Genomic DNA, 26,978 nt, shown 5'->3' on the forward strand with positions numbered 1-26,978 from the left:
CCCGGTCCGGGTGGCGCGCGCCGGTTTTCGCCCTGATCGCCATCGCGGTGGTCGCCGCGGCCGCGGTGCTGCTGCGGCCCGACGCGTCCGCACCGTCGAGTGCGCCGCCGAGCGCCGCGCCCGCGGAACTGATCGTCGGGGACGGCCGCACCGTCACCCTGCTCAGCCTCGGCGGCGACGACACCGATGCGCTGCTCGACCGGGTGGCCGCCGAACTCGGCGAGGCCACCGCGCGCGTCGAGGACTTCTGGGGCACCGACTGGAACCGTGAGATCACCGTGGTGGCCACCGATTCGCCGACGCAGTTCGCCGCGGCCGCGCCCGGCGCCCCCGCCGGGATGGCCGCGGTCGCGGTCGCCGACGACGTCGACCTCGATCGGCGGGTGGCCACCGGCCAACGCATCGTGCTGGGCCCCGATGCCCACCGGATGAGCGATGCCGCGTTGCGCATCGTGCTGGCCCACGAGCTGTTTCACTACGCCGCGCGCACCGACACCGCCGCCGACGCGCCGCGCTGGCTCACCGAGGGCGTCGCCGACTACGTCGCCCGCCCCGCGCCGTCGGCCACGACCCCGTCCCCGGTCCCGTCGGCGCTGCCCGCCGACGCCGATTTCGACCGTCCGGAGCCCGAACTGTCGCGGGCCTACGACCGCGCCTGGATGTTCGCCCGGTTCCTGGCCGACCGGCACGGCCCGGCGGCGCTGCGCGAGCTCTACCGGCGCGCGGCCGGACCCGACCGCGTCCCCGCCGAGGACGCGCTGCGCGAGATCACCGGCGCCGAACCCGCCGCGCTCCTGCAGCAGTGGCGGCAGTGGTCGGCCGGGCCGCGCTAGCATCGGCACACCATGAGTCGAATCCTGCTGGTGACCAATGACTTTCCACCCCGTCGCGGCGGCATCCAGTCGTACCTGGAGGAACTGGTGGGTCGGCTCGCGACCTCGGGTGACCACGACCTCACGGTGTACGCGCCGAAATGGAAGGGCGCCGAGGCGTACGACGACGCCGCCGACGCCGCCGGTTACCGGGTGGTGCGCCACCCCACCACGCTGATGCTGCCCGAGCCCTCGGTCGAGTCCCGGATGCGGGGGCTGATCGAACGCCACGACATCGAGACCGTCTGGTTCGGTGCCGCCGCGCCGCTGGCGCTGCTGGCCGGCCGGGCCCGCCGGGCCGGGGCCACCCGGGTACTGGCCAGCACGCACGGCCACGAGGTGGGGTGGTCGATGCTGCCGGTGGCGCGCTCGGCGCTGCGACGCATCGGCGACGGCGCCGACATCATCACCTACGTCAGCCGCTACACCCGGGGCCGCTTCGCCTCGGCGTTCGGGTCGCACGCCGCGATGGAGCACGTCCCGCCCGGGGTGGACACCGAGCGGTTCCGGCCGGACCCGGCCGCGCGCGCCGAATTACGCCGCCGGTACGGGCTGGGGGAGCGCCCGACCGTCGTCTGCGTGTCGCGGTTGGTCCCGCGCAAGGGCCAGGACATGCTGATCCGCGCGCTGCCGCGGATCCGGCAACGCGTCGACGGCGCCGCGCTGGTGATCGTCGGCGGCGGGCCCTACCTGCCGACCCTGCGCAAGCTGGCCGCCGAGCACGACGTCACCGACCACGTGGTGTTCACCGCCGGGGTGCCCGCCGAGGAACTCGCCGCCCACCACGCCGTCGGCGACGTGTTCGCCATGCCGTGCCGCACCCGCGGGGCCGGCCTCGACGTCGAGGGCCTGGGCATCGTGTTCCTCGAGGCTTCGGCCAGCGGCGTGCCCGTGGTCGCCGGGAACTCCGGCGGCGCCCCGGAAACCGTGCGCGACGGCGAGACCGGGACCGTGGTCGACGGGCGCCGCGTCGACGAGATCGCCACGGCGGTCGGTGCCCTGCTGGCCGACCCGGCCCGCGCGGCCGAGATGGGCGCGGCCGGGCGGGACTGGGTGCTGGCGAACTGGCGCTGGGACGTGCTGGCCGGCCGGCTCAGCGGGTTGCTGGCCGGCTGAGCGATCAGTCCTTGCGGTAGATCGCCTCGATCTCCTCGGCGAACTTCTCCGCGATGACCTTGCGCTTGACCTTCATGGTCGGCGTGAGTTCGCCGGTGTCCTCGGTGAAGTCGACCGGCAGGATGCGGAACTTGCGGATGCTCTCGGCGTGCGAGACGTGCCCGTTGGCCACCTTGATCGCCTGCTCCACCTCGGCCCTCAAATCGGGGTCGCCTGCCAGGTCGGCGACGGTGGCCTCGGCCTGCTTGCCGTGCCGCTGCTTCCAGCCCTCGAAGGCCTCGGGGTCGATGGTGATCAACGCGCCGATGAACGGCTGGGCATCGCCGACCGCCATCGCCTGGCTGATCAGCGGGTGCGCGCGCAGTTCGTCCTCGAGGACCGCGGGGGCGACGTTCTTGCCGCCGGCGGTGACGATGATCTCCTTCTTGCGGCCCACGATCTTGATGAAACCGTCGGCGTCGACCTCGCCGAGATCGCCGGTGTGGAACCAGCCGTCGCGCACGGCGTCGTTGGTGGCCTCGTCGTTCTTCCAGTAACCCTGGAACACCACGCCGCCGCGGACCAGCAGCTCGCTGTCCTCACCGAGTCGAAAGCTGTTGCCCGGCAACAATTTTCCGACGGTCCCGACCTTCATGTCGCCGACCTGGTTGACGGCGATGGCCGCGCTGGTCTCGGTCAGTCCGTAACCCTCGTAGATGGTCAGGCCGACGCCGCGGTAGAAGTGGCACAGCCGCGCCCCCAGCGGCGCACCGCCCGAGATGGCCGCGCGGCAATCGCCGCCGAGCGCGGCCCGCAGCTTGTGGTAGACCAGCCGGTCGAACACCGCGTGCTTGAGCTTGAGCAGCAGACCCGGGCCGCCGGCGTCCTGGGCCTCGCTGTACTCGACCGCGGTCTGCACCGCCATCTCGAAGATCTTGCCCTTGCCGCCGTCGGCGGCGTTCTGCGCGGCGGTGTTGTAGACCTTCTCGAAGACCCGCGGCACCGAGACCACGATGGTCGGCTTGAACACGCCGAACAGCGCCACGAGGTTCTTGATGTCGCTGGTGAACCCGACCGTCACCTTGAAGTTGAACGCGCCGATGGTCAGCGCCCGGGCCAACACGTGCGCCAGCGGCAGGAACACCAACAGGCGCTCGCGCTCGCTGAGCAGCGTCGGCATGGCGGCCTTGGAGCCCTGGATCTCGTAGACCAGATTCGAATGGGTCAGCACGCAGCCCTTGGGGCGCCCGGTGGTGCCCGAGGTGTAGATCAGCGTGGCCGGATCCGCCGAGCGCAGGCCCTCGACCCGCTTGGTGACCTCGGCGGGGTCGACGGCGGCGCCGGCCGCGGCGAGTTCCTCGAACGCGCTCGCCCCGTCGGACTCGATCCGGTACACCTTGCGCAGCTCCGGCAGGTCGTCGAAGAGCTGGTTGACCAGCGCGGCATGTTCGTCGGTCTCGGCGAACACCGCGACCGCCCCGGAGTCCGACAGCACCCACTGGACCTGTTCGGCCGACGACGTCTCGTAGATCGGGACCGTCAGGGCGCCGATGGCCAGGATCGCGAAGTCCAGGATGGCCCACTCGAAGCGGGTCGCCGACAGGATCGCCACCCGGTCGCCGGGCTGCACGCCCTCGGCGAGCAGACCCTGGGCCGCGGACCGGACCAGCGCGGCGGCCTCGGCGGCGGTGACGGGGCGCCACTGGCCGTCCACCAGGCGCTCATAGATCGGGAAGTTGGGATCGTCGCGTTCGTGTTCGAAGACGGCGTTGACGACGGTGTCGTGCTCGCCGACTTCAAAGGATGCGGGAACACTTAACTCACGCAATGCTCATGGCCTCTTTCGGATCGGGACGTCGTCCTCAGCCTAATAGGCGCTCCGGGTGCGGTGTGACGGTCCTCACCGGTGGGGCGTATGTGAAGCTATGCCCATGAACAGCATCCAGGTGGCCGACGAGACGTTCATCGCCGCCGATCCGGGGTTGGTCGGAGAGGCCGTCGCGGATCCCGCCCGGTGGCGGCAGTGGTGGCCGGACCTGCACCTGCAGGTGGTCGAGGAACGCGGGGACAAGGGCATCCGCTGGACCGTCGCCGGCCCGCTGACCGGCACCATGGAGATCTGGCTGGAACCCATGCTCGACGGCGTGTTGCTGCACTACTTCCTGCACGCCGAACCGGCCGGGGTCTCCGCGCACGCGCTCGCCAAGCTGAACCTGGCCAAGCTGGTGCACCGGCGCCGGGTCGCCGGCAAGAACATGTCCTTCCAGATCAAGGCCGAACTCGAGGCCGATCGCCCGGTGGGGGTGGCCCCGCAAGCCCGATAGCCGGTCCCGGGCAACAGCACCGGGGTACCGTTTTATCCCAAGGCGACCCGTTCCGCGCCCGCGGTTTCACAGTTAGGCAGCAAGTTGGCGGACAAGACCACGCAGACCATCTACATCGAGGCCGATCCCGGCACGGTCATGGATGTCATCGCCGACATCGGCTCCTACCCCGAGTGGGTCAAGGAGTACAAGGAGACCGAGGTGCTCGAGACCGAGAGCTCGGGGCTGCCCAAGACCGCGCGCCTGGTGCTGGACGCCGCGGTCCTGCGCGACACGATGGTGCTGTCCTACGAATGGCCGGCCGACCGCAAGTCGGTGCGCTGGTCGCTGGTGTCCAGCTCGCTGCTGAAGGCGCTCGACGGCGCGTATCGGTTGACGCCCAAGGGGTCTGGCACCGAGGTCACCTACGAACTGTCCGTGGACCTGCTGATCCCGATGATCGGACTGCTCAAGCGCAAGGCCGAGCGCAGGTTGACCGACACCGCGCTGAAGGATCTGAAGAAAAGAGTCGAGGGCTGACCGCTACCGCCGAATCCGTGTCGGCCGAGCACACCCGGATCAGTCTCTTCGTCGGCAAGGGTGGGGTCGGCAAGTCGACGCTGGCGTGCGCCACCGCGGTGCGCGACGCGCAGTCCGGGCAGCGGGTCCTGGTGGTGTCCACCGATCAGGCGCATTCGCTGGGCGATGTGCTGGGCGTGGCGGTGCCGCCCACCGGCGGCCGGGAACCGGTGCGGGTGCTGACCGACGACGCCGACGCCGGCGGTGGGCTGTTGGACGCGCTGGCGTTGGACACCCTGGCGCTGTTGGAGTCCCGGTGGCGGGAGATCGCCCGTCCGCTCGGCGAGCAGTTCCCCGAATCCGATCTGGGTGACGTTGCCCCCGAGGAACTTTCGGCGCTGCCCGGCGTCCAGGAGGTGCTGGGCCTGCACGAGGTGGGCGAGTTGGCGGCCTCGGCGGGCTGGGACCACATCGTGGTCGACTGCGCGTCGACGGCCGACGCGCTGCGGATGCTCACCCTGCCCTCGACGTTCGGGCTCTACGTGGAACGCGCCTGGCCGCGGCACCGCCGGCTGTCCATGGCCGACAGCGGCGCCACCGCGGTGGTCGTCGAGCTGCTCGAGCGCATCACCGCCGGGGTCGAGCAGCTCTCGGAGTTGCTGACCGACGGCTCGGCCGTCGGTGCGCACCTGGTGCTCACCCCGGAGCGGGTGGTGGCCGCCGAGGCGGCCCGCACCCTGGGCTCACTGGCGCTGATGGGGGTGCGGGTGGCCGAGCTGATCGTCAATCAGGTTCTGGCCCAAGATGATTCGTACGAGTATCAGAACCTGCCCGAGCATCCGGCGTTCGACTGGTACGCCGAGCGCATCGCCGAGCAGCGGGCGGTCCTCGACGAGCTGTCGGGCACCATCGGCGACGTCGAATTGGTGCTGGTGCCGCATCTGCCCGGTGAGCCGATCGGGCCCAAGGCCCTTGGGCACCTGCTCGACAGCGTGCGCCGGCGCGACGGCGCGGCCCCGCCCGGACCGCTGCGTCCCGTCGTGGACCTGGAGTCCGGCGTCGGTCTCGAAGCGGTGTACCGGATGCAGCTAGAGTTGCCGCACGTGGACTCGGGCACGCTCACGCTGGGCCGGGTCGACGACGATCTGATCATCGGGGTGGGGGGCATGCGGCGTCGAGTGCGGCTGGCGTCGGTGCTGCGGCGCTGCATCGTGATCGGGGCCCAACTCAAGGGCACCGAATTGACCGTCCGTTTCCGACCCAACCCGGAGGTGTGGCCACGATGAGTGCGACCCACCCCGAGCTCGGCCCGGAGCTGCGCCAGCTCGCGCAGCTGATCCTGGACCGCCTCGATCCCGCCCTGCGCTCGGCGGCCGCGCTGGCCGCAGCGCGCAGCGCCGCGGGGCCCGGCCGCTGCCAGCAGGTGTGGTGCCCGGTGTGTGCGCTGGCCGCGCTGGCCACCGGCGAGGAGCATCCGCTGCTCGGCATCATCTCCGAGCACAGCGTGGCGTTGCTGGAGGTGGTCCGGGCGATCCTGGCCGACACCGACGCCGCCGAGGCCGGTCCCGCCGAGCACCCCGAGCCGCCGACCGAGCCGCCCCCGCCGCCCAGGGGCCGCTACGAACCGATCCCGGTCACCGTCGAGGAATAGCCGGGATTGACCCGCTGCCGTGTGGTCGCGCGCAGGCGGGGTGGGTAAAGTTGCGCGCAGCATCGTCCGATGCGGCCAACTCGGGAGGGTCCATGTGGTATTGGATTTTCAAGTACATCCTGCTGGGACCCTTGCTGGCCTTGCTCGGTCGACCCAAAGTCGAAGGACTCGAACACGTTCCGGCCGACGGTCCGGCGATTCTGGCCAGTAACCACCTGGCCGTGATGGACAGCTTCTATTTGCCGCTGGTGGTACGGCGGCGGATCACCTTCCTGGCCAAGCAGGAGTACTTCACCGGCACCGGCCTCAAGGGCCGCCTCCTGGCGTGGTTCTACACCGTGGTGGGGCAGGTCCCCATCGACCGCACCAACGCCGACTCCGCGCAGGACGCCCTGAATACCGCCGCGCGCATCCTCGGCCAGGGCAAGCTGCTGGGCATGTACCCGGAGGGCACCCGCTCCCCGGACGGCCGGCTTTACAAGGGCAAGACCGGCCTGGCCCGGCTGGCGCTGGAGACCGGCGTACCCGTCATTCCCGTCGCGATGATCGGCACCGACGTCGTCAACCCGCCGGGAACCAAGGGCCTGCGGTTCGGCCGGGTCACGGTGCGGTTCGGCGAGCCGATGGACTTCTCCCGGTTCGACGGCATGGCCGGCAACCGCTTCATCGAACGCGCCGTCATCGACGAGGTGATCTACGAGCTGATGGGGCTGTCCGGTCAGGAATACGTCGACATCTACGCCGCCACCCTCAAAGAGGGTGCAGCGCCTGCTCAGAACGGTCAGCCGCCGGCGCGTCTGCCGCAGTCCGCGGCCGGCTGACCGGCCCCGCGACCGCCTTGGCGGCCAGACCGGCCACGACGATCGTCGCGATCGCCCACCAGATGTAGGAACCGCCCAGCAACTGCCGCCACCACGCCGCTTCGGCCTCCTGATGTTCGGGAAGCAGGTCGATGGGCGGCCAGATCATCAACGCCAGACCCACCGCGGTCACCACGGCCAGCGCGGCGTTGCGATGCCGCCAGGCCAGCACCGCGGTGACCACCAGCGTGGGCAGCGCCCAGACCCAGTGGTGCGACCATGACACCGGCGAGACCACCAGGCCGAACAGCGCCACGCAGATCAGCGCGAGCACCGACTCCGGGCCGTCCGAGCCCGCGGCCAGGATCCGTCGCACCGCCCACACCGTCAGGCCCAGGACCGCGAAGCAGGCCAGCACCCACACCACGAAGCGGACGTTCTCGGCCAGGCCCAGCCGCGCCAGCGCACCGGAGATGTTCTGGTTGGTGTTCAACGTCGCGGTGCCGATCCGGTCGGTGTTGATCACCGTCGTCGTCCAGTATTCGATCGAATCCCGCCAGGCCAGCGCGAATCCCAGCAGTGTCGCGGCGACGAAGGACGCCGCGGCCACCAGGACCGCGCGCACGTCGCGGCGCAGCACGAAATACACCAGGAACACCGCGGGCGTCAGCTTCAGCGCGATCGCCAGGCCCAGCAGCATGCCCCGCGGCCACGGCGTGCGACGGGGCACGGTATCGGCGAGCACCAACGTCATCAGCACCACGTTGATCTGCCCGAAGTCGAAGTTGGATACCAGCGGCTCGAGCCAGAGGGCTGCGGGCGCGGTGATTGCCGCGGCCAGCCACCAGCGGTGCGCCGGCGCGCCGGCGAACACCTCCAACCGGGTCAGCACGATCATCGTGGCAACCACCAGCAGCACCAGCGTGGTGATGGTGATCGCGATGCCGGCGCCGGGCAGCGACAGCCAGGCGAACGGGCTGAAGAGCACCGCCGACAGCGGCGGATAGGTGAACGGCAGGTCGATCCCGCCGACGGTGTGGAACGTCACGCCCTCGCTGTACAGCGGTTGGGAGTCCAACCAGGCCCGGCCGCCCATGCGGTAGACGTCGATGTCGATCCGGTACGGGTTGGGCGCGAACAGCCGCCACACCGCGTAGCCGAGGGCCGCCACGGTGGCCAGTTGAAACACCCGCCAGGCGGCCAGCCGCCGTCGCTGTTTAGTCATGACCTGAACAGACTATCCGGGTTGCCCAGCAACGCAGTAAGTTCACGGCCGTGCCCCAGTGGTCCGTCGACATGAGGTTCGACTTCATCACCCAGAGCCGGCTGCCGCTGATGTGGTGCCTGATCGCGTTCATCCTGACGTTCTGCATCACCCGGGCGATCGTGCGCTACATCCGGGCGACGGCCGAGGACACCGCGCCCAAGAAGTGGTGGCAACCCCGCAACCTGTCGCTGGGCGGCGGCAAGGGTGACGGCAAGGGCGACGGTAAGGGCTTCCACCTGCACCACGTGGTGTTCGGCGTGCTGCTGGTGCTGATCTCCGGGGTCGCGATGGTGACGCTCGCGGTCGACGGGGGCGTGGGCGCCTTCACCACCGCGGCCATCTTCTTCGGCATCGGCGCCGCGCTGGTGCTCGACGAGTTCGCGCTGATCCTGCACCTGCAGGACGTCTACTGGTCGGAGGACGGGCGCACCTCGGTCGACGCGGTGTTCATCGCCGTGGCCGTGGCGGGCCTGCTGATGCTGGGCTTCAACCCGCTGGCGTTCTTCGACATCGACATCTGGCGCGCCGACGACTCGTGGGTGGTCCGCGCCGCGGTCATCGGCTGGGCGGTGGCCAGCCTGGCGCTCGCGCTCGTCGTGCTCGCCAAGGGCAAGGTGTGGACGGGCCTGCTCGGCATGGGGGTGCCGCCGCTGCTGGTGATCGGGGCGGTGCGGCTGTCCCGGCCGCACGCGCCGTGGGCGCGCTGGCGCTACCTGGACCATCCGCACAAGATGGACCGGGCGCTGCAGCGGGAACGCCGGATCCGGCGCCCGCTGGTGCGGGCCAATCTGTGGTTGCAGAGCGCGCTGGCCGGCATGCCGCGCCTGCCCGACGACACCGCCATCGACGCGACGCTGGACCGCCAGGTGCACCCGGCGCCCGCGCCGATCTCCGCCGCGACTGGATAGGGTGGTCGCCCGTGCGGTACTTCTACGACACCGAGTTCATCGAGGACGGCCGCACCATCGAGCTGGTCTCGATCGGGGTGGTCGCCGAGGATGGCCGCGAATACTACGCGGTGTCAACCGAATTCGACGCCGCGCAGGCCGGCAACTGGGTGCGCAAGCATGTGCTGCCCAAGCTGCCGCCGCCGTCGTCGCAGCTGTGGCGGTCGCGCCGGCGCATCCGCGAGGACCTCGAGGAGTTCTTCGGGATCGGCGGTGCCGAACCGATCGAGCTGTGGGCCTGGGTGGCCGCCTACGACCACGTCGCGCTGTGTCAGCTGTGGGGGCCGATGACCAGTCTGCCGACGCAGATCCCGCGGTTCACCCGGGAGTTGCGGCAATTCTGGGAGGACCGCGGCAGCCCGCGGATGCCGCCGCGGCCGGCCGACACCCACGACGCCCTGGTGGACGCGCGCGACCACCTGCGACGGTTTTCGTTGATCGTCGAGCAGACGGGTCCGCCCGCGGCCGGCTGAATCCGGCGTTTGTGCAGGTCGCGAACGGGTCGGAGCGCCCGTGGCGCCCCGCTACCATGTAGGGGTGAACTGGACCGTCGACGTACCGATCGAGCAGCTCCCGTCGCTGCCGCCCCTGCCGGATGACCTGCGGCAACGCCTGGATTCGGCGCTGGCGCGGCCGGCCGTCCAGCAGCCCAGCTGGGACGCCGGGCAGGCCGAGGCGATGCGCACCGTGCTGGAGAGCGTGCCGCCGATCACCGTGCCGTCCGAGGTCGAGAAGCTCAGCGGTCAGCTGGCCGCCGTCGCCCGCGGGGAGGCGTTCCTGCTGCAGGGCGGCGACTGCGCCGAGACGTTCGCCGACAACACCGAACCGCACATCCGGGCGAACATCCGCACGCTGCTGCAGATGGCCGTGGTGCTGACCTACGGCGCGAGCATGCCGGTGGTGAAGGTGGCCCGCATCGCGGGGCAGTACGCCAAGCCGCGGTCCTCGGACACCGACGCGCTGGGCCTGAAGTCCTACCGCGGCGACATGGTCAACGGGTTCGCCCCGGATGTGGCTGTGCGCGAACACGATCCGTCCCGGCTGGTGCGTGCCTACGCCAACGCCAGCGCGGCGATGAACCTGGTGCGCGCGCTGACCTCGTCGGGGTTGGCGTCGCTGGATCTGGTCCACGACTGGAACCGCGAGTTCGTCCGCACCTCGCCCGCCGGCGCGCGTTACGAGGCGCTGGCCGGGGAGATCGACCGCGGGCTGCGGTTCATGAGCGCCTGCGGCGTCAACGACCGCGCGCTGGACACCGCCGAGATCTACGCCTCGCACGAGGCGCTGGTGCTCGACTACGAGCGGGCCATGCTGCGGCTGGCCGACGACGCCGACGAGGGCGCCTCGTTCAAGCTGTTCGACCTGTCCGCGCACTACCTGTGGATCGGCGAGCGCACCCGCCAACTCGACGGGGCGCACATCGCCTTCGCCGAGGTGATCGCCAACCCGATCGGCGTCAAGATCGGCCCGACGACCACCCCGGAGCTGGCGGTCGAATACGTCGAGCGACTGGATCCGCACAACGTGCCCGGCCGGCTGACCCTGGTGAGCCGGATGGGCAACGGCAAGGTCCGCGACGCGCTCCCGCCGATCATCGAGAAGGTGCAGGCCTCCGGCCACCAGGTGATCTGGCAGTGCGACCCGATGCACGGCAACACCCACGAATCGTCCACCGGCTACAAGACCCGCCATTTCGACCGCATCGTCGACGAGGTGCAGGGCTTCTTCGAGGTGCACCGCGCGCTCGGCACCCACCCGGGCGGCATCCACGTCGAGATCACCGGTGAGAACGTCACCGAGTGCCTCGGTGGGGCGCAGGACATTTCGGACACCGACCTGGCCGGCCGCTACGAGACGGCCTGCGATCCGCGGCTCAACACCCAGCAGAGCCTCGAGCTGGCGTTCCTGGTCGCGGAGATGCTGCGCGACTGACCGGTCCTACGGTCCCAGCAGCGCGGTGAGGTTGCTGCCCAGCGACCACGCCGCCGCGGCCACCGATCCGGTGAGCACCAGCACGATCGCCAGCCAGATGACACCGGCGCGGCGCGCCCGCTGCCGGGCCCACGCGAACTCGTGCAGGTCGATGCCGGCGAACTGGCCGACCGGCGGCAGTTCGCCCGCGCTGCCGGGGGCGTCCGCCCAGTCCTCGTCCGCCCAGTCCTCGGGTCCGCGGGTCATGGCCCGGGTGGGGTGGCGGACCGGCAGGATCGGCTCGGCGGCGGGCCGGGGCCGACGCTCGGTGGTGTGTTCGTGCATCCGGCTGTGATGCAGTTCGGCCGAGGCGTGCTGCGCGGAGTTCTGCGGTGCGGGGACCTGGAACGCCGGCAGGTTCAACTCGGCGGCGATGGCGTCCAGGTGCTCGGCCATCGCCGCGGCGTCCGGATACCGCCCGGCGGCGTCGCGCGCGGTCGCGCGCAGCACCAGCTCGTCGAATTGTGGTGGCACACCGCCGATCTGGGTGCTGGGGGCGGGGACGTCGTTGTCCATCCGCTGATATGCCAGGGCCAGGGCGGTATCGCCGGTGAACGGCGTTGTCCCGGTGAGTAATTCGTAGGTGAGGACCCCGACCGAATACACGTCGCTGCGTGGGTCGGAGCTGCCGCTGGCGACCTGTTCGGGCGACAGGTACGCGGCGGTGCCCAAAATCACACTCGTGGAGGTGATCCCGGCCTCGGCGACGGCACGCACGAGCCCGAAGTCGACGAGCTTGACCTCGCCGTCGTCGGAGATCAGCACGTTCTCCGGTTTGACGTCGCGGTGCACCAGCCCCGCGCGGTGGGCGACCGCCAGGCCGCCGAGCACGGGCCGCAGCACCGCGGTGACCGCGTGCGGCGGCATCGGCCCGCGTTCGCGCAGCAGCTCGCGCAGCGTGCCGCCGTCGACGAGTTCCATCACCAGGAACGGATGACGGCCGTCGGTGCCCTGGTCGTAGACCGCGACCAGGCCGGGATGCTTGAGCCGGGCCACCGCGCGGGCCTCGAGCTGGAACCGGGTGAGGAACTGCTGGTCACCGGCGTAGCGGGCGTCCATCACCTTGCAGGCCACCGGGCGGTCCAGCCGGGTGTCCAGGCCCCGGTAGACCGTCGACATGCCGCCGGTGGCGATCTTGGTCTCCACCAGGTAGCGGCCGTCGAGCAGCTCACCCTCCAGCGGGTCGCTCGGCGCGGTTGGCGTCACCGGGCCATCCTGCCACGCGTGGCGCGCTTAGACTCGAAGCCGTGAGCAGCATTCCGACCGCGGACGACGTCCTCGATCCCACCGAACCGGTCATCGAACTCCAAGAAGTGGCGAAGATGCTGGGCATTCCGCTGACCAAGGCGCAGCAGCAGTTGCGCGACGGGCACCTGATCGCGGTCCGCCGCGACCGAGTCATCGTGGTCCCGCGGATCTTCTTCACCGAGGCCGGCGCCGTCGTCAAACCGCTGCCGGGCCTGCTGTCGGTGCTGCGCGACGGCGGCTACCGCGACACCGAGATCCTGCGCTGGTTGTTCACCGCCGACCCCACGCTGACGCTGACCTTCGACGGCACCCAGGAGGTACGCGAGAACGCGCGCCCGGTCGACGCGCTGCACGCCCATCAGGCGCGGGAGGTGGTCCGCCGCGCCCAAGCCATGGCCTACTGAGGCGAGGGCGTACCGACCGCTGCCCGGTCGGTGCGGCGCAGCGAGTACCACGCGCCCACCGCGCACGCCGTGGCCAGCAGCACGTGCAGCCAGGAGTACATCCCGTGGGCGCCGTCCGGTTTGAAGATCACCATGATCCAGGTGGAGAACCCGGCGATGGCCGCGATCCAGGCGCGCGACTGGGTCAGCGGCGCCATCACGGCCAGCGGCCAGGTGTAGTACCAGGGCAGCGCGGCGGGCACGAACAACACCACCACGCCCATCGCCCAGGCGGTTCCGGCCAGCGCCTCGCGGTCGGTGCGGCGGAAGCGCCACCACAGCACCGGCAGCGAGATCGCGATGATCAATATGCCCGCGATGCGGGTGACCTCCAGCACCGCATAGAAATTCACGGTGAAGAACAGGCCGCCGATGGCGTTGCTCAGGTTGGCGATCGCGGTCGGGATGGTCAGCCAGTTGATGATCTTCACCGAGCCGGCCAGCGCGGTCAGCCAGCCCAGGCCGACGCCGGCCAGCCAGGACAACACGGCGAACACCGCGACGAAGATCGCCACCGATCCCGCCGAGGCGGCCAGGAAGGCGACCACCGGATGCCTTGGCGGGCGGTCGGTCTCGTCGGTGGCGCCGCGGTTCTGCAGCTGCCGCATCCAGACCCAGACCAGGAACGGCAGCGCCAGTCCGGCCGTGGCCTTCACCGCGACCGCGGCCGCGACCAGGGCGATGCCGACCACCGGATGTCGGTCCAGGGTCAGGGCGATGCCGGCCATCATCAGGCCGACCATCAGCATCTCGTTGTGCACGCCGCCCATCAGGTGGATGATCACCAGCGGGTTGAGCACGCAGATCCACAGCGCGACAGCCGCATTGGCGCTCAGCCGGCGGGCGATGCGGATGGTGGCCCAGATCAACAGCACCAGGCCGGGCAGCATGCAGAGCCGCAGCACCATGGTGCCCGCGATGACGTGGTCGCCCACCAGCATCGTGACGAACTTGGCGATCAGGATGAACGCCGGCCCGTAGGGTGCGGTCGTCGTCGTCCAGATGGGGCTGACGTCGTCGAGCAGGATGTTGGGGTTCTCGACGGGACCCACCGCGTACGGGTCGAGGCCGTCGCGCAGCAGCGCGCCCTGGGCCAGGTAGGAATAGGTGTCCCGGCTGAACAAGGGGACCGAGGCCAGCAGCGGGGCCAACCAGAAACCGGTGGTGGCGACCATGGTGTAGACCGAGGTGCGCCGCGTGTCGTCGACCACCCGACGGCCCAGCCACAGCCAGGCCACCAGCATCAGCGCGACGCCGCCCCACAGCAGCACCGAGGACACCACCAGCCCGTGGCCGAAGCGCAGCCAGGACAGGCTCAGACCCTCGAGCACCGGGTCGTGCTGCCGGGTGCTGCCGGCGCCCAGGCCGCCGGCGCAGATCATCAGCGCGCCCAGGAATCCCAGCAGCGCGGGCCGGGCCTCCTCGGCGGTGCTGAATTCTCGGAGCCGTACCAGTCCGGTCGTCATCGGGAGTCGTTTCACGCCGTCCGATTGGCGGCCAGCCGGGCGAGCTCGGTGAGCCCCACCTTGGCCGCCGGGTTGATCGCGGCGCCGTCGATGGCGGCCAGCGCGGTGTCGGTCAGTTCCTCGATCCGGGACTCGACGGCCGACAGCGCGCCGACCGATTCGATGGCCGAACACAACTCGCGCACCCGGTCGTCGCTGAGGTCGGTCCCGATCGACGAGCGCAGCAGTTCGGCGGCCGCCGGATCGGTGGCGTCGGCCCGCTCGATGGCCTCGGCGAGCAGCACGGTGCGCTTGCCGGAGCGCAGGTCGTCGCCGGAGGGCTTGCCGGTGACGGCGGGATCGCCGAACACGCCGAGCACGTCGTCCCGCAGCTGGAAGGCGATCCCCAGATCGGTGCCGGCGTCGTGGAACACGGTCTGGATGTCGGGGCGGTCGGCGCCGGCGGCCGCCCCGAGTTGCAGCGGGCGGGTCACGGTGTAGCTGGCGGTCTTGTAGGTGTTGACCCGCATCGCCGAGGCGATGGTGTCCGCGCCGCTGGATTCGGCGACGATGTCGAGGTACTGGCCGCCGAGCACCTCGGTGCGGATCTGCGACCACACGTGGCGCACCCGCAGCCGCGCGTCGTCGGACAGCGGTGCGGTGGCGACGATGTCGTCGGCCCAGACCAGCGACAGGTCGCCGAGCAGGATCGCCGCGGACAGGCCGAACTGATCGGGCGACCCGGCCCAGCGGTGCTCGCGGTGCTGCGCGGCGAAGTGCATGTGCACGGTGGGCATCCCGCGCCGGGTGGCCGAGGCGTCGATGACGTCGTCGTGGATGAGCGCGCAGCCGTGCAGCAGTTCCAGCGCGCCGAACAGCAACAGCATGTCGGCGCGCAGCGGATCGGTATCGGGCGGGGCGACGGCGCGCCAGCCCCAGTACGCGAAGGCGGGGCGCACCCGCTTGCCGCCGCGCAGGACGAAGTCCTCGAGGGCCGCGATGAACCCGTCGTAGTCCTCGCCGACATAGCCGGCACTGTTGCGGCGTTCACGCAGGTGAACCCGCAGTTCCTCGGTGACGGCGCCGACCAACTCGCGGGCGGACGGTGCCGCGGATTCGACGCTCAGCGCCGGGCCCCTTTCTTCCAGAGCTACCCCGACCGATCACAGTAGAGCGTAGGTCCTCGGAAGGCACGTCGAGAACGGTGCCCCGTCGCAGCTAGTCCTTGTCGGTATCGGTGTCGCGGCCGGCCTCGGCGCCCACCCGCGGGGAGCGGTCCCGCGCCGAATAGGCCAGCGCGGCGACCGCGCCCGCGGCGATCATGGCCGCGATGCCCAGCACCCAGGCCGCCCCGGTGAACGAGCGGGTGCTCGGATCGGTATAGCGAGCCTGGGCGTTCATGGTGTTGACGATGCCGGGTTCCAGCTGCCACTCCACCACCTCGGTGGCGATCCGGTCGCCGTTGGTGGAGGTGACCTCGCCGGGGAAGGACACCGTGAGCTCGACCTCGGCCTCGGCGTCCGACAGTGCGGTGAGGTCGACCCGGCCCTCGAGGATGACCAGGTTGCCGGCGCGGCGCAGCGACAGGTCGACGCCGGCGGCGTCGCGGTTCATGTTGGCCAGCTGCGGCAATTCGGCGAAGCTCAGGTTGGAGAACACCGCCTCGGAGCCGACGTAGCCGTCGGCCTCGTAGTCGGAGACGGCGACCTTGTGCGCGAACGGCAGGTCGTTGGCCAGCTGCGGGCCCGTGTCGTCGGCGTCGCGGGGGACGGCCGCGGCGATGATCCGGCCGGACACCAGGTCGTCGGGGGACACCGTGATCGACGCGCGCACCCGCACGCAGCCGACGGCCATCGGGACCAAGAGCAGCAGCAGGACGGTCAGGGTGACCAGTCGCCGACGGCGCTGACGGCGGTGTTGGAGGGTGACGCGCGGCACCGAGCTATCGTGCCAGACTCGCCCGCCGGATACCGGCGTGGCGCGCAACTTCGCCGATCTACAACGGTAACGACCGGCCGAGGATGGCGAACGGCCGCGGGTCCCCGGCAAAGTGGTAGCCCCGGATGACGTCGGCGAAGCCGAGACGCCGGTAGAGGCGCCAGGCCCGGTTGTCCTCGCCGTTGATCTCGGGCGTCGACAGCAGCACGTTGGCCTCGGTGCGGTCGCTGAGCAGCCGCCGGGTCAGCGCCTCGCCCAGGCCCTGCCCCTGGGCGCGGGGGTGGATGTGCAGTTCGGTCAGTTCGAAGTAGTCGTGCATCAGCTGTTCGATGGATTCCAGGGGCATGCCGCTGCGCCGCAGCCCCTGCAGCACCTGCTGTTGCCACCACTGGTCCGGGGCGCCGCAGTAGCCGTAGGCGACGCCGAGCAGGGGAGCCGCGGTCAGGTCGGCCTCGGTCGGGTCGGTCGCCGAGCCCGGCGCCGCGGGGTCCGGGTCGCCGGTCTGCACGGCCGCCACCGCCTTCCAGCCCTGCCTGCGCATGTGCTCGAGCCACATCGATTCCCGCTGGTTCTCGGTGCCGCGCGGATAGCGCATCGCATCGACGTAGATGTGCAGTGCCTCGCGGAGGCGCCGCTGCATGTCGTTCGGCGACAGGTCGATGAGATACATGGCCAAGGCCGGCTGTCCTCCTCCGAAGCGGTGGGGATTCGGGGGTGCAACGCGATCAAATCGCGCCGGATGACCCGCTGTTGTCGGTGTGTTGCCATTATGTCGGGGAAGGTGGTGGCCGCGGTGTCGGCGCCCAGGGCCTAGAATCGTCAGGGAACAAGGTGGTCCCCCGCGGATTCACCTCGTATCATCGTTGTTGATGGTCCGCTACCCGGGGGACCGTCGACGACCGATTACCGACCACCGTGACCCGCCGCGCCGGCAAGGAGGGACTAATGCCACTCTCCGAGCATGAGCAGCGCATGCTTGATCAGATCGAGAGCGCGCTCTACGCCGAGGACCCGAAGTTTGCGTCCAGCGTGCGTGGCGGCACTCTGCGAGCGCCCTCGGCACGCCGCCGCATCCAGGGCCTCGCGTTGTTCGTGGTGGGCTTGGCCCTGCTGGTCTCCGGCGTCATGATCAAGGCCACCTGGATCGGTGACCTGCCGGCGCTCTCGGTGCTCGGATTCATCGTGATGTTCGGCGGTGTGGTGTTCGCCGTCTCCGGTCGCCGCGAAGGCGGCCCCGACCTGAAGTCCGTGGACGGCCCGGCGGGCGGTGCCCCGCGGGCCAAGAAGAACCGCGGCACCGGCGGGTCGTTCACCAGCCGGATGGAAGACCGCTTCCGGCGCCGCTTCGACCAGTGATGCCTCGGTAGTTCCGTAAGGCTCCAGGGCCGGCCGCGAGGCCGGCCCTTTTTGTTGCCCGTAGACGGGGCGTGTCGCTACTGTGCGCCACTTGGCCCCACCTGGCCCCCCACATTGCCCCACCGGCCACCCAGCAGCCCTTTTGTGCGCCCTGAACTGCGTATTCGGGTGTTCCAGTGGCGTTTGCCAGGCCGGATGGTCCGTGGAAAATTCCGCTTCGTCCTGCGCAAAGGGGACGGTTGTGGGGGAGCGCACCAATTTGATGGTGCTGAATGGCAAAAAGTGGGGGATTGTGGGGTATGGTGGCGGAGTACGGAGCGAGGGGGAATCGGACACGGGAGGTCCGAGGGCTGGAGGTGACGAGTGTTTCTCGGCACCTACACGCCCAAGCTCGACGACAAGGGGCGGCTCACGCTGCCCGCCAAGTTTCGCGATGCACTGGCAGGAGGGTTGATGGTCACCAAAGGCCAAGATCACAGCCTCGCCGTGTACCCGCGGGCCGAGTTCGAGCAGTTGGCCCGTCGCGCGGCCAGCGCGTCGCGCAGCAATCCCGAGGCGCGGGCGTTCCTGCGTAACCTGGCCGCCGCCACCGACGAGCAGCATCCCGACGCTCAGGGGCGGATCACCCTGTCGGCCGACCACCGGCGCTACGCGGACCTGTCCAAGGAGTGCGTGGTCATCGGCGCGGTCGATTACCTCGAGATCTGGGATTCCCAGGCCTGGCAGGACTACCAGCAAACCCACGAAGAGAACTTCTCCGCAGCCAGCGATGAAGCCCTCCGCGACATTATTTGACGAGCCTGTACCGGCTGTGGCCCGTGCATCGTGGCCTCTGCCCGAACCGGCCCTGGCGTACTTCCCCAACGCCAGGTCCGTATCGGACAGGGACCTCGATGCAGGGGCGGCGGCCATCGATCTGAGGGGCGGTGTCGACGTGGCCGAGCAGCAAGGCCCCTTCGGCCACGTCCCCGTGCTGCTCGACCGCTGCGTGGAACTGCTCGCCCCGGCGCTGACCCATACCGCCGCAGACGGCACCGGCGCGCTGGTGATCGACGCGACCCTGGGCGCCGGCGGCCATTCCGAACGGCTGCTGACGCAATTCGGTGGCCTGCGGGTGATCGGCCTGGACCGCGACCCGAGCGCGCTGGAGTTGGCGGGCGGACGGTTGGCGGAGTTCGGCGACCGGTTCACCGCGGTGCGCACCCGCTACGACGGCATCGCCGACGCTTTGGAGCAGTGCGGGTATCCCGCGACCGGTTCGGTCGACGGCGTGCTCTTCGACCTCGGGGTCTCCTCGATGCAACTGGACCGCACCGAGCGCGGTTTCTCCTATTCCGCCGACGCGCCGCTGGACATGCGGATGGATCCGGACCTGCCGCTGACCGCCGCCGACATCCTCAACACCTACGACAAGGCCGCCCTGATGGAGATCCTGCGGGAGTTCGGTGAGGAACGCCACGCCGGCCGGATCGCCACGGCCGTGCTGCGTCGCCGCGCCACCGCACCGTTGCAGACGACCGGCGAACTGGTCGAACTGCTCTACGACGCCATCCCCGCACCGGCCCGGCGCACCGGCGGGCACCCGGCCAAGCGGACCTTCCAGGCGCTGCGGGTGGCCGTCAACGCCGAGTTGGACTCGCTGCGCGCGGCGCTGCCGTCGGCGTTGGACGCGGTGCGCGCCGGCGGACGCGTGGTGGTGATGGCCTATCAGTCGCTCGAGGACCGCATCGTCAAGAACGTCTTCGCCGCGGCGACGGCCAGTCGCACCCCGCCGGGCCTACCGGTCGAACTTCCCGGCCACGAGCCGGAATTCAACTTCCTGACCCGTGGCGCCGAGCGGGCCGACACCGAGGAGATCGAACGCAACCCGCGCAGCGCCGCGGTCCGCCTGCGGGCCGTGCAGCGTGCGGCGGAAAGGGGCCAGGAATGAAGACGAAGCGCACCACCCCGGCCTCGAAGGGGTCGGCCAAGACCCGCAAGCCCGCGCGGCGGCCCCAGAAGGGGACCGACCCCCGGGAGTTGCGGCGCGCCGAGAGCCAGCGGCGACGGGAGCAGCGCCGGCCCGCCGACCCGCAGGCCCGGTCGACGCGGACCCGGGACCGCGACCCGCGCGGGCTGCGGCACGGTCCGGCGACATCGCCGTCGCGGCGGCCGGTGCGGCCCAAGAACACCAACCAGGCCAAGGCCCGGGCCAAGGCGCGCAAGGCCAAGGCGCCCAAGGTCGTCCGGGTACCGCTGCGCGAACGCATCCTGACCCGGATCTCCTCGATCGATCTGAACCCGCGGACCCTGGCCGCCCGCGTCCCGTTCGTGGTGCTGGTCATCGGCGCCCTCGGCATGGGACTGGGTGTCACGCTGTGGCTGTCCACCGACGCCGCCGAGCGCTCCTACGAGCTGGGCACCGCCCGCAAGGCCAATCAGGTTCTGCTGCAACAGAAGGAAGCGCTCGAGCGCGATGTGCTCGAGGCGCAGGCCGCACCGGCGCTCGCCGAGGCCGCGCGCAACCTGGGGATGATCCCGTCGCGCAACACCGCGCACCTGGTGCAGGACCCGGCCGGGAACTGGATCGTCGTCGGCGAGCCCAAGCCGGCCGAGGGCGTACCGCCGCCGCCGTTGAACACCCCGCTGCCCGACCCGGCCCCGCCACGTGCGCCAGAAACCCCCCGGACCGTCGAGCAGCCCGTCCGGGTGCCGGCCGCTCCGGCCCCGCCGGAGGCGCCCGCGGTGCCGCTGGCCGGTGATCCCGCGGTGCCGCTGGCCGGCGAGCCCGCGGCCGTGCCCGCGCCCGGAGTCAACCCCGAAGTCCCGGTGCGTAATCCGGAGCCGGTGCTCCCGCAGGAGCACGTACCCGCCGTGGCGGCGCCCGGTCCGGCCGTGCCCGGCCAGCCCACGCTGCCCGGCCCGACGCTGGGCCCGGAACCCGGACCGGTCGAGGCGCCCGCGGTCGCGCTGCCCGAACAGGTCCCGGCGGCATGAGCCGCGGTCCAGCGCCCAAGCCGGCCGGCGGCCAGGAGCGCTCCGCGCGGGCGCGTCGCACCCGCCCGGCGACCGAAACCGACTCCGGCACCGCTTCGTTCGCCTTCCGGCAGCGGGTCGGCACCGCGGCGATCTTCCTGGTGCTGATCGTCGCGGCCGCGCAGCTGTTCAGCCTGCAGGTGCCGCGGGCGGCCGGCCTGCGGGCCCAGGCCGCCGGCCAGCTCAAGGTCACCGACGTGCAACCGGCCATGCGCGGGGCCATCGTCGACCGCAACTTCGACAAGCTGGCCTTCACCATCGAGGCGCGCGCGCTGACCTTCCAACCGGTCAAGATCCGCGAACAGCTCACCGAGGCCCGCGAGAAGTCCTCGGAGGCACCCGATCCCAATGAGCGCCTGCGCGACATCGCGCGGGAGGTGGCCGCGCGGCTGGACAACCGTCCCGACGCCGCGACCGTGCTCAAGAAGCTCAAGAGCGACGAGACTTTCGTCTACCTCGCCCGCGCCGTCGACCCGGCGGTCGCCTCGGCGATCTCCGAGGAGTACCCCGAGGTCGGTTCGGAACGCCAGGACCTGCGCCAGTATCCGGGTGGGTCGCTGGCGGCCAACATGATCGGCGGCATCGACTGGGACGGCCACGGCCTGCTGGGCCTGGAGGACTCCTTCGACTCGGTGCTGGCCGGCACCGACGGCTCCATCACCTACGACCGCGGTTCCGACGGCGTGGTGATCCCCGGCAGCTACCGCAACATGCACAGCGCCGTGGACGGCTCCACCCTGCAGCTGACGATCGACGACGACGTCCAGTTCCACGTCCAGCAGCAGGTGCAGATGGCCAAGGACGCCTCCGGCGCCAACAACGTCTCGGCCGTGGTCCTGGATGCCAAAACCGGTGAGGTGCTGGCCATGTCGAACGACAACACGTTCGACCCATCGCAGGACATCGGCCGGCAGGGCAACCGCGAGATGGGCAATCCCTCGGTCTCCGCGCCGTTCGAGCCCGGCTCGGTGAACAAGATCATCACCGCGGCCACCGCCATCGAGCACGGACTGACCAACCCCGACGAGGTGTTGCAGGTGCCCGGGTCGATCAACATGGGCGGGGTCACCGTGGGCGACGCCTGGAAGCACGGCGTCATGCCCTACACCACCACCGGTATCTTCGGGAAGTCCTCCAACGTCGGCACTTTGATGCTGGCCCAGCGGATCGGCCAGGAGCGCTACTTCGAGATGCTGCGCAAGTTCGGTCTCGGCGAGCGCACCAACGTCGGGTTGCCCGGCGAGAGCGCCGGTCTGGTCCCGCCGATGGAGCAGTGGTCCGGCAGCACGTTCTCCAACCTGCCCATCGGACAGGGTCTTTCGATGACGCTGCTGCAGATGACGGCCATGTACCAGGCGATCGCCAACGACGGCGTGCGGATCCCGCCCCGGATCATCAAGGCCACCATCGCCGATGACGGCACCCGCACCGAGGAGGAGCGCCCCGAGGGCGTGCGGGTGGTGTCGGCGCAGACCGCCAAGACCGTGCGCGACATGTTCCGCGCCGTCGTGCAACGGGATCCGATGGGCTACCAGCAGGGCACCGCCCCGCAGGCCGCCATCGACGGCTATCAGGTCTCCGGCAAGACCGGCACCGCGCAGAAGATCAACCCGGCGTGCGGCTGCTACTACAGCGACGTCTACTGGATCACCTTCGCCGGGATGATCCCCGTGGACGATCCGCGCTACGTGATCGGCGTGATGATGGACGCCCCGCACCGGGCCTCCGACGGTTCGCCGGGATCCTCGGCCGCGCCGCTGTTCCACAGCATCGCGTCCTGGCTGATGCAGCGCCAGAACGTGCCGCTGTCGCCGGATCCGGGCCCCCCGCTGCTGCTGCAGGCGACGTAGCCAATCTGACGTAGCCAACCTTTCGCGAGGCGTTCGCGCGGCCCTCGGTAGGGTGTCAGGCTGGTCGGGACAACCTCAGGCGGTGTCGCGCGGGGACGGAGGTGACGGTGGTGACTGACCCGCGTCCCAGCCGTATCCCCGGCATCGCGCTGGCTCGGCTGGCCGAGACCGTCGGTGCCCGCATCGTCGGCCCCACACCGGATCCGGCGGCCGTGACGGTCACCGGGGTGACGCTGCGTGGGCAGGCCGCCCGGCCCGGAGACCTGTTCGCCGCGCTACCCGGATCCCGCGCCCACGGCGCCAAGTACGCCGACGACGCGGTCGCCGCCGGGGCGGTGGCCGTGCTCACCGATCCGGCCGGGCTCGAGGTGCTCGCGCCCGCGCCGCCGGCGCCGGTGTTGTTGCACGACGATCCCCGCTCGGTGCTCGGTCCGCTGGCGGCCGAGGTCTACGGCCGGCCGTCGGAGGCGCTGGCCGTCATCGGCATCACCGGCACCTCCGGTAAGACCACCACATCGTATCTGGTGGAGGCGGGCCTGCGGGCCGCCGACCGCCGCGCCGGCCTGATCGGCACGGTCGGGGTCCGGATCGACGGCACGGAGGTGCCCAGCGCGCTGACCACGCCCGAGGCCCCCGCGGTGCAGGCGCTGCTGGCGCTGATGGTCGAGCGTGGCGTGGACACCGCGGTCATGGAGGTCTCCAGCCACGCCCTGGCGCTGGGCCGCGTCGACGGCGTCGACTACGCGGTCGCCGGGTTCACCAACCTGTCCCGCGACCACCTCGACTTCCACCCGACCATGGCCGACTACTTCGAGGCCAAGGCCCGGCTGTTCGCACGCGAGTCGGGTCTACGCGCGCGCCGCGCCGTGGTCTGCGTCGACGACGAGGCCGGCCGCGCGATGGCGGCCCGCGCCGTGGATCCGGTGACCGTCAGCGTGCTCGGCCCGGCCGATTGGTCCGTCGAGGACATCACGGTGCGCGACGACGGCACCCAGGAGTTCACCGCCGTCGACCCCGCCGGGGTGCACCACCGCATCGGCATCCGGCTGCCCGGCCGCTACAACATCGGCAACGCCCTGGTCGCCCTGGCGGTGCTCGACGCCGTCGGGGTGGCCCCCGAGCAGGCCGCGCCGGGCCTGATCCGGGCGACGGTGCCCGGGCGGCTCGAACCGATCGAGCGCGGTCAGGACTTCCTGGCGCTGGTGGACTACGCGCACAAGCCGGGCGCGCTGCGCGCGGTCCTGGAGACCCTGCGCGCCGCAGCCGGCGCTGGGCGCCTCGCGGTGGTGTTCGGCGCCGGCGGCAACCGGGACGCCGGCAAGCGCGCGCCGATGGGGCAGACGGCCGCCGAACTGGCCGACCTGGTGGTGATCACCGACGACAATCCGCGCGACGAGGAGCCCGCCGCCATTCGCGCGGCCATCGTCGCCGGGGCCGAGTCCTGGCGGCTGGGGCCGTCGTCGGCCGCCCGGACCGCCGAGGTCATCGAGGTGGCCGACCGGCGCGCGGCCATCGACTACGCGGTGCGCTGGGCCCGGCCCGGAGACGTGGTGTTGATCGCGGGCAAGGGACACGAGAGCGGGCAGACCGCCGGCGGCGTGACGGTGCCGTTCGACGACCGCGAACAGTTGGCCGCCGCGCTGGCGGCCCGACGGGAGCAGCGATGATCGAACTGTCCCTGGCCGAGATCGCCGAGATCGTCGGCGGCGAACTCGCCGACATCAGCGCGGCCGATGCGGCGCGGGTGATCGTCACCGGCACCGTCGAATTCGATTCGCGCGCAGTGCAACCCGGCGCCCTGTTCCTGGCGTTGCCGGGGGCGCGCAGCGACGGCCACGACTTCGCGCCCGCCGCGGTGGCCGCCGGCGCGGTCGGGGTGCTGGCCGCGCGCCCGGTCGGGGTGCCCGCCATCGTCGTCACCCCCGTCGTCGCGCCGACCGGTGCCGGCGTGCTCGAACACGATCGCGACGGATCCGGCGCCGCGGTGCTGGCCGCGCTGGCGCGGCTGGCCGCCGAGGTGGCCCGGCGCCTGACCGCGACCGGGTTGACGATCGTCGGGGTCACCGGCTCGTCGGGCAAGACGTCGACCAAGGATCTGCTGGCGGCGGTGCTCACCCCGCTCGGCGAGGTGGTCGCGCCCCCGGGCTCGTTCAACAACGAACTCGGTCATCCCTGGACCGTGCTGCGCGCCACGCCGACCACCGACTATCTGGTCCTGGAGATGTCGGCGCGCCATCCCGGCAACATCGCAGAACTCGCGGCCATCGCGCCGCCGCGCATCGCCGTGGTGCTCAACGTCGGCACCGCCCACCTCGGCGAGTTCGGGTCGCGTCAGGCCATCGCCGACACCAAAGCGGAACTGCCGCAGGCCATTCCGGAGACCGGCGTGGTGGTGCTCAACGCCGACGATTCGGCCGTGGCCGCCATGGCCGAGGTCACCGCGGGCCGCGTGGTGCGGGTCAGCCGGTCCTCGCCCGCGCAGGTGTGGGCCGAGGACGTGACGCTGGACGAGCTGGCCCGGCCCCGGTTCACGCTGCGTTGGGGCGCCCCCGAGGACGGGCATGCCGTCGCGGTGCGGTTGGCCGTGCACGGCGACCATCAGGTGTCCAACGCGTTGTGCGCGGCCGCGGTGGCGCTGGAATGCGGGGCCGACGGGGCGCAGGTCGCCGCGGCGCTGGCCGCCGCGGGCCCGGCCTCGCCGCACCGGATGGCGGTCGCCGACCGCGCCGACGGCGTCACGGTGATCAACGACGCCTACAACGCCAACCCGGACTCGATGCGCGCGGGCCTGCAGGCGCTGGCCTGGATGGCGCGGGCGGGTGCCGGGGCCCAGTCCGGCAAGCGGCGCAGTTTCGCCGTTCTCGGCGAGATGGCCGAACTCGGCGACGACACGATTTCCGAGCACGACCGCATCGGCCGGCTCGCGGTGCGCTTAGATGTCTCTCGACTTGTCGTAGTGGGAACCGGGAGGGCAATGGGCGCCATGCACCAGGGTGCGGTCATGGAGGGTTCGTGGGGGTCCGAGGCGGTGCGCGTCGACGACACCGACGCCGCGCTGGCGTTGCTGCGCACCGAACTGGCGCCCGGCGACGTCGTGTTGGTCAAGGCGTCGAACTCCGCCGGCCTGGCCCAACTGGCCCAGGACCTGCTCGCGGACGCTGAGGGCCGCGCATGAGGCTCATCCTGATCGCCGTCGGGATCTCGCTGGCCGTCTCGATCCTGCTCACGCCGTGGCTGATCCGGCTGTTCACCAAGCAGGGCTTCGGCCACGAGATCCGCGAGGACGGCCCGCCCAGCCACAAGACCAAGCGCGGCACCCCGTCGATGGGTGGCGTGGCGATCCTGGCCGGCATCTGGGCCGGCTACCTGGGCACCCACCTGATCGGCGTGGCGCTCAACGGCGAGGGGCCCTCGGCGTCGGGCCTGTTGGTGCTGGGCCTGGCCACCGCGCTGGGCCTGGTCGGCTTCCTCGACGACCTGATCAAGATCCGGCGCTCGCGCAACCTGGGTCTGAACAAGACCACCAAGACCATCGGCCAGGTCACCGCGGCCGTGCTGTTCGGCGTGCTGGTGCTGCAGTTCCGCAACGCCGACGGGTTGACCCCGGCCAGCACCCAGCTGTCCTACGTCCGCGAGATCGCCACGGTGGCGCTGCCGACGCTGGTGTTCGTGCTGTTCGTCGTGCTGGTGGTGTCGGCCTGGTCGAACGCGGTGAACTTCACCGACGGCCTCGACGGCCTGGCCGCCGGCAGCATGGGCATGGTCAGCGCGGCCTATGTGCTGATCACCTTCTGGCAGTACCGCAACGCGTGCGCCACCGCGCCCGGGCTGGGCTGCTACAACGTGCGCGACCCGCTGGACCTGGCGATCATCGCGGCCGCCACGGCCGGGGCGTGCATCGGCTTCCTGTGGTGGAACGCCGCGCCGGCCAAGATCTTCATGGGCGACACCGGTTCGCTGGCGCTGGGCGGCATCATCGCCGGCCTGTCGGTGACCAGCCACACCGAGGTGCTGGCCGTGGTGCTCGGCGCGCTGTTCGTCGCCGAGATCGTCTCGGTGGTGGTGCAGATCCTGGCGTTCCGCACCACCGGCCGCCGGGTGTTCCGGATGGCGCCGTTCCATCACCACTTCGAACTCGTCGGCTGGGCCGAGACCACGGTGATCATCCGGTTCTGGTTGTTGACCGCCATCGCCTGCGGTCTGGGCGTGGCGCTGTTCTACGGCGAGTGGCTGACCGCGATCGGGGCCTGACGTGCGC

The 26,978-nt window shown here is 71.0% G+C and carries 26 protein-coding genes; 19 read left to right on the forward strand and 7 right to left on the reverse strand.

Annotated elements, in window-relative coordinates:
- Positions 1 to 32 precede the first annotated feature (32 nt).
- Together EL338_RS09635 and EL338_RS09640 are read left to right on the forward strand one after the other, a co-directional pair.
- A complete protein-coding gene (locus EL338_RS09635) occupies positions 33 to 833 on the forward strand; it encodes a basic secretory protein-like protein (RefSeq protein WP_126336769.1) in 801 nt (266 codons plus the stop codon).
- Positions 834 to 845: 12 nt separating this feature from the next.
- Positions 846 to 1,988 (forward strand): glycosyltransferase family 4 protein, encoded by a 1,143-nt coding sequence (locus tag EL338_RS09640; protein WP_126333560.1) that lies wholly within the window; start codon positions 846 to 848, stop codon positions 1,986 to 1,988.
- Positions 1,989 to 1,992: 4 nt separating this feature from the next.
- On the opposite strand, the gene EL338_RS09645 is transcribed toward EL338_RS09640, so the two are convergent.
- Positions 1,993 to 3,795, reverse strand: coding sequence for an AMP-dependent synthetase/ligase (locus EL338_RS09645; RefSeq protein ID WP_126333561.1), 1,803 nt, complete (start codon positions 3,793 to 3,795; stop codon positions 1,993 to 1,995).
- Between the two features lie 97 nt (positions 3,796 to 3,892).
- Here EL338_RS09645 and EL338_RS09650 point away from each other — a divergent pair, with 97 nt between their 5' ends.
- The 5 genes from EL338_RS09650 to EL338_RS09670 all read left to right on the forward strand — a co-directional run bounded on the left by EL338_RS09650 (position 3,893) and on the right by EL338_RS09670 (position 7,261).
- Positions 3,893 to 4,291 carry an SRPBCC family protein gene (locus EL338_RS09650; protein ID WP_179967186.1) on the forward strand — a complete coding sequence of 133 codons (399 nt, stop codon included), beginning with the start codon at positions 3,893 to 3,895 and terminating at the stop codon, positions 4,289 to 4,291.
- 84 nt (positions 4,292 to 4,375) lie between these two features.
- Positions 4,376 to 4,810, forward strand: coding sequence for an SRPBCC family protein (locus tag EL338_RS09655; protein WP_126333563.1), 435 nt, complete (start codon positions 4,376 to 4,378; stop codon positions 4,808 to 4,810).
- A 17-nt stretch (positions 4,811 to 4,827) separates the two neighbouring features.
- The gene (locus tag EL338_RS09660; RefSeq protein WP_163792098.1) at positions 4,828 to 6,075 is read left to right on the forward strand and encodes an ArsA family ATPase; all 1,248 of its coding nucleotides are present in this window, start codon (positions 4,828 to 4,830) and stop codon (positions 6,073 to 6,075) included.
- The gene (locus EL338_RS09665) at positions 6,072 to 6,440 is read left to right on the forward strand and encodes a hypothetical protein (RefSeq protein ID WP_126333564.1); all 369 of its coding nucleotides are present in this window, start codon (positions 6,072 to 6,074) and stop codon (positions 6,438 to 6,440) included. The genes EL338_RS09660 and EL338_RS09665 overlap by 4 nt, the downstream gene beginning before the upstream one ends.
- 92 nt (positions 6,441 to 6,532) lie before the next feature.
- Positions 6,533 to 7,261, forward strand: coding sequence for a lysophospholipid acyltransferase family protein (locus EL338_RS09670; RefSeq protein ID WP_126333565.1), 729 nt, complete (start codon positions 6,533 to 6,535; stop codon positions 7,259 to 7,261).
- On the opposite strand, the gene EL338_RS09675 is transcribed toward EL338_RS09670, so the two are convergent.
- Positions 7,191 to 8,465 (reverse strand): glycosyltransferase 87 family protein, encoded by a 1,275-nt coding sequence (locus EL338_RS09675; protein ID WP_126333566.1) that lies wholly within the window; start codon positions 8,463 to 8,465, stop codon positions 7,191 to 7,193. The two genes, EL338_RS09670 and EL338_RS09675, sit on opposite strands and share 71 nt — an antisense overlap.
- A 71-nt stretch (positions 8,466 to 8,536) precedes the next feature.
- On the opposite strand from EL338_RS09675, the gene EL338_RS09680 reads away from it, so the two are divergent.
- From EL338_RS09680 to EL338_RS09690, 3 genes are all read left to right on the forward strand, one after another.
- Positions 8,537 to 9,415, forward strand: coding sequence for a hypothetical protein (locus tag EL338_RS09680; RefSeq protein ID WP_126336771.1), 879 nt, complete (start codon positions 8,537 to 8,539; stop codon positions 9,413 to 9,415).
- Positions 9,416 to 9,426: 11 nt separating this feature from the next.
- On the forward strand, positions 9,427 to 9,927 hold the full coding sequence (locus EL338_RS09685; protein ID WP_126333567.1) for a polyadenylate-specific 3'-exoribonuclease AS: 501 nt from the start codon (positions 9,427 to 9,429) through the stop codon (positions 9,925 to 9,927).
- Between the two features lie 64 nt (positions 9,928 to 9,991).
- Positions 9,992 to 11,386, forward strand: coding sequence for a class II 3-deoxy-7-phosphoheptulonate synthase (locus EL338_RS09690; RefSeq protein WP_126333568.1), 1,395 nt, complete (start codon positions 9,992 to 9,994; stop codon positions 11,384 to 11,386).
- A gap of 6 nt (positions 11,387 to 11,392) precedes the next feature.
- Here the strand turns inward: EL338_RS09690 and EL338_RS09695 are convergent, their stop codons facing one another.
- Positions 11,393 to 12,604, reverse strand: coding sequence for a protein kinase domain-containing protein (locus EL338_RS09695; RefSeq protein ID WP_170217499.1), 1,212 nt, complete (start codon positions 12,602 to 12,604; stop codon positions 11,393 to 11,395).
- Between the two features lie 68 nt (positions 12,605 to 12,672).
- On the opposite strand from EL338_RS09695, the gene EL338_RS09700 reads away from it, so the two are divergent.
- Positions 12,673 to 13,077 carry an Rv2175c family DNA-binding protein gene (locus tag EL338_RS09700; RefSeq protein ID WP_126333569.1) on the forward strand — a complete coding sequence of 135 codons (405 nt, stop codon included), beginning with the start codon at positions 12,673 to 12,675 and terminating at the stop codon, positions 13,075 to 13,077.
- On the opposite strand, the gene EL338_RS09705 is transcribed toward EL338_RS09700, so the two are convergent.
- The 4 genes from EL338_RS09705 to EL338_RS09720 all read right to left on the reverse strand — a co-directional run bounded on the left by EL338_RS09705 (position 13,071) and on the right by EL338_RS09720 (position 17,175).
- Positions 13,071 to 14,582, reverse strand: a complete 1,512-nt coding sequence (locus tag EL338_RS09705; RefSeq protein WP_126333570.1) for an alpha-(1->6)-mannopyranosyltransferase A — start codon at positions 14,580 to 14,582, stop codon at positions 13,071 to 13,073. The genes EL338_RS09700 and EL338_RS09705 overlap by 7 nt on opposite strands.
- 11 nt (positions 14,583 to 14,593) lie before the next feature.
- Positions 14,594 to 15,652, reverse strand: a complete 1,059-nt coding sequence (gene idsA2, locus EL338_RS09710; protein WP_163792110.1) for a bifunctional (2E,6E)-farnesyl/geranyl diphosphate synthase — start codon at positions 15,650 to 15,652, stop codon at positions 14,594 to 14,596.
- A gap of 127 nt (positions 15,653 to 15,779) precedes the next feature.
- Positions 15,780 to 16,415, reverse strand: coding sequence for a DUF3153 domain-containing protein (locus tag EL338_RS09715; protein WP_126336773.1), 636 nt, complete (start codon positions 16,413 to 16,415; stop codon positions 15,780 to 15,782).
- A gap of 142 nt (positions 16,416 to 16,557) precedes the next feature.
- A complete protein-coding gene (locus tag EL338_RS09720; RefSeq protein ID WP_163792112.1) occupies positions 16,558 to 17,175 on the reverse strand; it encodes a GNAT family N-acetyltransferase in 618 nt (205 codons plus the stop codon).
- A 269-nt stretch (positions 17,176 to 17,444) separates the two neighbouring features.
- Between EL338_RS09720 and EL338_RS09725 the strand changes: the two genes are divergently transcribed.
- The 8 genes from EL338_RS09725 to mraY all read left to right on the forward strand — a co-directional run bounded on the left by EL338_RS09725 (position 17,445) and on the right by mraY (position 26,971).
- On the forward strand, positions 17,445 to 17,855 hold the full coding sequence (locus EL338_RS09725; RefSeq protein WP_126333572.1) for an SCO2097 family morphological protein: 411 nt from the start codon (positions 17,445 to 17,447) through the stop codon (positions 17,853 to 17,855).
- A 363-nt stretch (positions 17,856 to 18,218) separates the two neighbouring features.
- Positions 18,219 to 18,650: a division/cell wall cluster transcriptional repressor MraZ gene (gene mraZ, locus EL338_RS09730; protein WP_126333573.1), complete on the forward strand. Its 432-nt coding sequence runs from the start codon at positions 18,219 to 18,221 to the stop codon at positions 18,648 to 18,650.
- The gene (rsmH, locus tag EL338_RS09735) at positions 18,625 to 19,785 is read left to right on the forward strand and encodes a 16S rRNA (cytosine(1402)-N(4))-methyltransferase RsmH (protein ID WP_126333574.1); all 1,161 of its coding nucleotides are present in this window, start codon (positions 18,625 to 18,627) and stop codon (positions 19,783 to 19,785) included. Before mraZ ends, rsmH begins: the two co-directional genes overlap by 26 nt.
- Positions 19,782 to 20,831, forward strand: a complete 1,050-nt coding sequence (ftsL, locus tag EL338_RS09740) for a cell division protein FtsL (RefSeq protein ID WP_126333575.1) — start codon at positions 19,782 to 19,784, stop codon at positions 20,829 to 20,831. The genes rsmH and ftsL overlap by 4 nt, the downstream gene beginning before the upstream one ends.
- Positions 20,828 to 22,720: a peptidoglycan D,D-transpeptidase FtsI family protein gene (locus EL338_RS09745; RefSeq protein WP_126333576.1), complete on the forward strand. Its 1,893-nt coding sequence runs from the start codon at positions 20,828 to 20,830 to the stop codon at positions 22,718 to 22,720. The genes ftsL and EL338_RS09745 overlap by 4 nt, the downstream gene beginning before the upstream one ends.
- 107 nt (positions 22,721 to 22,827) lie before the next feature.
- The gene (locus tag EL338_RS09750; protein WP_126333577.1) at positions 22,828 to 24,387 is read left to right on the forward strand and encodes a UDP-N-acetylmuramoyl-L-alanyl-D-glutamate--2,6-diaminopimelate ligase; all 1,560 of its coding nucleotides are present in this window, start codon (positions 22,828 to 22,830) and stop codon (positions 24,385 to 24,387) included.
- Positions 24,384 to 25,895, forward strand: coding sequence for a UDP-N-acetylmuramoyl-tripeptide--D-alanyl-D-alanine ligase (locus tag EL338_RS09755; protein WP_126333578.1), 1,512 nt, complete (start codon positions 24,384 to 24,386; stop codon positions 25,893 to 25,895). The genes EL338_RS09750 and EL338_RS09755 overlap by 4 nt, the downstream gene beginning before the upstream one ends.
- Entirely contained in the window at positions 25,892 to 26,971 is a 1,080-nt protein-coding gene (gene mraY, locus EL338_RS09760) for a phospho-N-acetylmuramoyl-pentapeptide-transferase (RefSeq protein ID WP_126333579.1), read from the forward strand. Before EL338_RS09755 ends, mraY begins: the two co-directional genes overlap by 4 nt.
- Positions 26,972 to 26,978 lie beyond the last annotated feature (7 nt).

This window comes from Mycolicibacterium chitae (assembly GCF_900637205.1).
GTDB lineage: Bacteria > Actinomycetota > Actinomycetes > Mycobacteriales > Mycobacteriaceae > Mycobacterium > Mycobacterium chitae.

Coding starts and splice junctions, on each gene's coding strand:
- EL338_RS09745 (WP_126333576.1), top strand. CDS start 20,828: ATGAGCCGCGGTCCAGCGCCCAAGCCGGCCGGCGGCCAGGAGCGCTCC.
- EL338_RS09705 (WP_126333570.1), bottom strand. CDS start 14,582: ATGACGACCGGACTGGTACGGCTCCGAGAATTCAGCACCGCCGAGGAG.
- EL338_RS09755 (WP_126333578.1), top strand. CDS start 24,384: ATGATCGAACTGTCCCTGGCCGAGATCGCCGAGATCGTCGGCGGCGAA.
- EL338_RS09715 (WP_126336773.1), bottom strand. CDS start 16,415: ATGGCCGTCGGCTGCGTGCGGGTGCGCGCGTCGATCACGGTGTCCCCC.
- mraY (WP_126333579.1), top strand. CDS start 25,892: ATGAGGCTCATCCTGATCGCCGTCGGGATCTCGCTGGCCGTCTCGATC.
- EL338_RS09675 (WP_126333566.1), bottom strand. CDS start 8,465: ATGACTAAACAGCGACGGCGGCTGGCCGCCTGGCGGGTGTTTCAACTG.
- EL338_RS09670 (WP_126333565.1), top strand. CDS start 6,533: ATGTGGTATTGGATTTTCAAGTACATCCTGCTGGGACCCTTGCTGGCC.
- rsmH (WP_126333574.1), top strand. CDS start 18,625: ATGAAGCCCTCCGCGACATTATTTGACGAGCCTGTACCGGCTGTGGCC.
- EL338_RS09725 (WP_126333572.1), top strand. CDS start 17,445: ATGCCACTCTCCGAGCATGAGCAGCGCATGCTTGATCAGATCGAGAGC.
- EL338_RS09640 (WP_126333560.1), top strand. CDS start 846: ATGAGTCGAATCCTGCTGGTGACCAATGACTTTCCACCCCGTCGCGGC.
- EL338_RS09650 (WP_179967186.1), top strand. CDS start 3,893: ATGCCCATGAACAGCATCCAGGTGGCCGACGAGACGTTCATCGCCGCC.
- EL338_RS09665 (WP_126333564.1), top strand. CDS start 6,072: ATGAGTGCGACCCACCCCGAGCTCGGCCCGGAGCTGCGCCAGCTCGCG.
- ftsL (WP_126333575.1), top strand. CDS start 19,782: ATGAAGACGAAGCGCACCACCCCGGCCTCGAAGGGGTCGGCCAAGACC.
- EL338_RS09680 (WP_126336771.1), top strand. CDS start 8,537: ATGAGGTTCGACTTCATCACCCAGAGCCGGCTGCCGCTGATGTGGTGC.